General features: G+C 51.8%; 1 rRNA gene. It reads right to left on the bottom strand.

The features are described 5' to 3' along the window. Nucleotides 1-2,935: ribosomal RNA gene (locus RSX31_RS23280) — 23S ribosomal RNA — on the bottom strand. Nucleotides 2,936-3,029 lie beyond the last annotated feature (94 nt).

The following is a 3,029-nucleotide window of genomic DNA, read 5'->3' as shown; positions in this document are numbered from 1 at the left end:
TGGTTAAGTCCTCGATCGATTAGTATCAGTCAACTCCACATGTCGCCATGCTTCCATCTCTGACCTATCTACCTAGTCATCTTCTAGGGATCTTACTCACTTACGTGATGGGAAATCTCATCTCGAGGGGGGCTTCATGCTTAGATGCTTTCAGCACTTATCCCTTCCGCACATAGCTACCCAGCGATGCCTTTGGCAAGACAACTGGTACACCAGCGGTGCGTCCATCCCGGTCCTCTCGTACTAAGGACAGCTCCTCTCAAATTTCCTGCGCCCACGACGGATAGGGACCGAACTGTCTCACGACGTTCTGAACCCAGCTCGCGTACCGCTTTAATGGGCGAACAGCCCAACCCTTGGGACCGACTACAGCCCCAGGATGCGATGAGCCGACATCGAGGTGCCAAACCTCCCCGTCGATGTGGACTCTTGGGGGAGATAAGCCTGTTATCCCCGGGGTAGCTTTTATCCGTTGAGCGATGGCCCTTCCATGCGGAACCACCGGATCACTAAGCCCGACTTTCGTCCCTGCTCGACTTGTAGGTCTCGCAGTCAAGCTCCCTTGTGCCTTTACACTCTGCGAATGATTTCCAACCATTCTGAGGGAACCTTTGGGCGCCTCCGTTACTCTTTAGGAGGCGACCGCCCCAGTCAAACTGCCCACCTGACACTGTCTCCCACCCCGATAAGGGGCGCGGGTTAGAATTTCAATACAGCCAGGGTAGTATCCCACCGATGCCTCCACCGAAGCTGGCGCTCCGGCTTCCAAGGCTCCTACCTATCCTGTACAAGCTGTACCAAAATTCAATATCAGGCTACAGTAAAGCTCCACGGGGTCTTTCCGTCCTGTCGCGGGTAACCTGCATCTTCACAGGTACTATAATTTCACCGAGTCTCTCGTTGAGACAGTGCCCAGATCGTTACGCCTTTCGTGCGGGTCGGAACTTACCCGACAAGGAATTTCGCTACCTTAGGACCGTTATAGTTACGGCCGCCGTTTACTGGGGCTTCGATTCGCACCTTCGCTTGCGCTAAGCACTCCTCTTAACCTTCCAGCACCGGGCAGGCGTCAGCCCCTATACTTCGCCTTACGGCTTCGCAGAGACCTGTGTTTTTGCTAAACAGTCGCCTGGGCCTATTCACTGCGGCTCTCTCGGGCTTGCACCCTACCAGAGCACCCCTTCTCCCGAAGTTACGGGGTCATTTTGCCGAGTTCCTTAACGAGAGTTCTCTCGCTCACCTTAGGATTCTCTCCTCGCCTACCTGTGTCGGTTTGCGGTACGGGCACCTTTTTCCTCGCTAGAGGCTTTTCTTGGCAGTGTGGAATCAGGAACTTCGCTACTATAATTCGCTCGCTATCACAGCTCAGCCTTATGCGATGATGGGATTTGCCTCATCATCAGCCTAACTGCTTAGACGCACATATCCAGCAGTGCGCTTACCCTATCCTCCTGCGTCCCCCCATTGCTCAAACGGAAAAGAGGTGGTACAGGAATATCAACCTGTTGTCCATCGTCTACGCCTATCGGCCTCGACTTAGGTCCCGACTAACCCTGAGCGGACGAGCCTTCCTCAGGAAACCTTAGGCATTCGGTGGATGGGATTCTCACCCATCTTTCGCTACTCATACCGGCATTCTCACTTCTAAGCACTCCACCAGTCCTTACGGTCTAGCTTCGCAGTCCTTAGAACGCTCTCCTACCACTGACACCTAGAGGTGTCAATCCACAGCTTCGGTGATACGTTTAGCCCCGGTACATTTTCGGCGCAGAGTCACTCGACCAGTGAGCTATTACGCACTCTTTAAATGGTGGCTGCTTCTAAGCCAACATCCTGGTTGTCTAAGCAACTCCACATCCTTTTCCACTTAACGTATACTTTGGGACCTTAGCTGGTGGTCTGGGCTGTTTCCCTTTCGACTACGGATCTTATCACTCGCAGTCTGACTCCCATGGATAAGTCTTTGGCATTCGGAGTTTGTCTGAATTCGGTAACCCGATGAGGGCCCCTAGTCCAAACAGTGCTCTACCTCCAAGACTCTTACACATGAGGCTAGCCCTAAAGCTATTTCGGAGAGAACCAGCTATCTCCAAGTTCGATTGGAATTTCTCCGCTACCCACACCTCATCCCCGCACTTTTCAACGTGCGTGGGTTCGGACCTCCATTCAGTGTTACCTGAACTTCATCCTGGACATGGGTAGATCACCTGGTTTCGGGTCTACGACCACATACTCATTCGCCCTATTCAGACTCGCTTTCGCTGCGGCTCCGTCTCATCGACTTAACCTTGCATGGGATCGTAACTCGCCGGTTCATTCTACAAAAGGCACGCCATCACCCGTTAACGGGCTCTGACTACTTGTAGGCACACGGTTTCAGGTTCTATTTCACTCCCCTTCCGGGGTGCTTTTCACCTTTCCCTCACGGTACTGGTTCACTATCGGTCACTAGGGAGTATTTAGCCTTGGGAGATGGTCCTCCCAGCTTCCGACGGGATTTCACGTGTCCCGCCGTACTCAGGATCCACTCAAGAGGGAATGAAGTTTCAACTACAGGGTTGTTACCTTCTTTGACGAGCCTTTCCAGACTTCTTCGTCTACTTCATTCCTTTGTAACTCCGTATAGAGTGTCCTACAACCCCAAGAGGCAAGCCTCTTGGTTTGGGCTACATCCCGTTTCGCTCGCCGCTACTCAGGGAATCGCAATTGCTTTCTCTTCCTCCAGGTACTTAGATGTTTCAGTTCCCTGGGTCTGCCTTCCATACTCTATGTATTCAAGTAAGGATATTGTTCCATTACGAACAATGGGTTCCCCCATTCGGAAATCTCTGGATCAAAGCTCACTTACAGCTCCCCAAAGCATATCGGTGTTAGTCCCGTCCTTCGTCGGCTCCTAGTGCCAAGGCATCCACCGTGCGCCCTTCATAACTTAACCGAATTGGTTGTTACATCAGGTTTAAAACCTAAAATGGCGATACTCGGTAATTTCTTGACTATCAATTTATCTTTATCTAGTTTTCAAAGAACAA

The sequence above is a fragment of the Rossellomorea yichunensis genome (genome assembly GCF_032337515.1).
Lineage (GTDB): Bacteria > Bacillota > Bacilli > Bacillales > Bacillaceae_B > Rossellomorea > Rossellomorea yichunensis.
The sequence above is the reverse complement of the archived record's forward strand: the minus strand, read 5'-3'. Positions and strand labels throughout refer to the sequence as shown.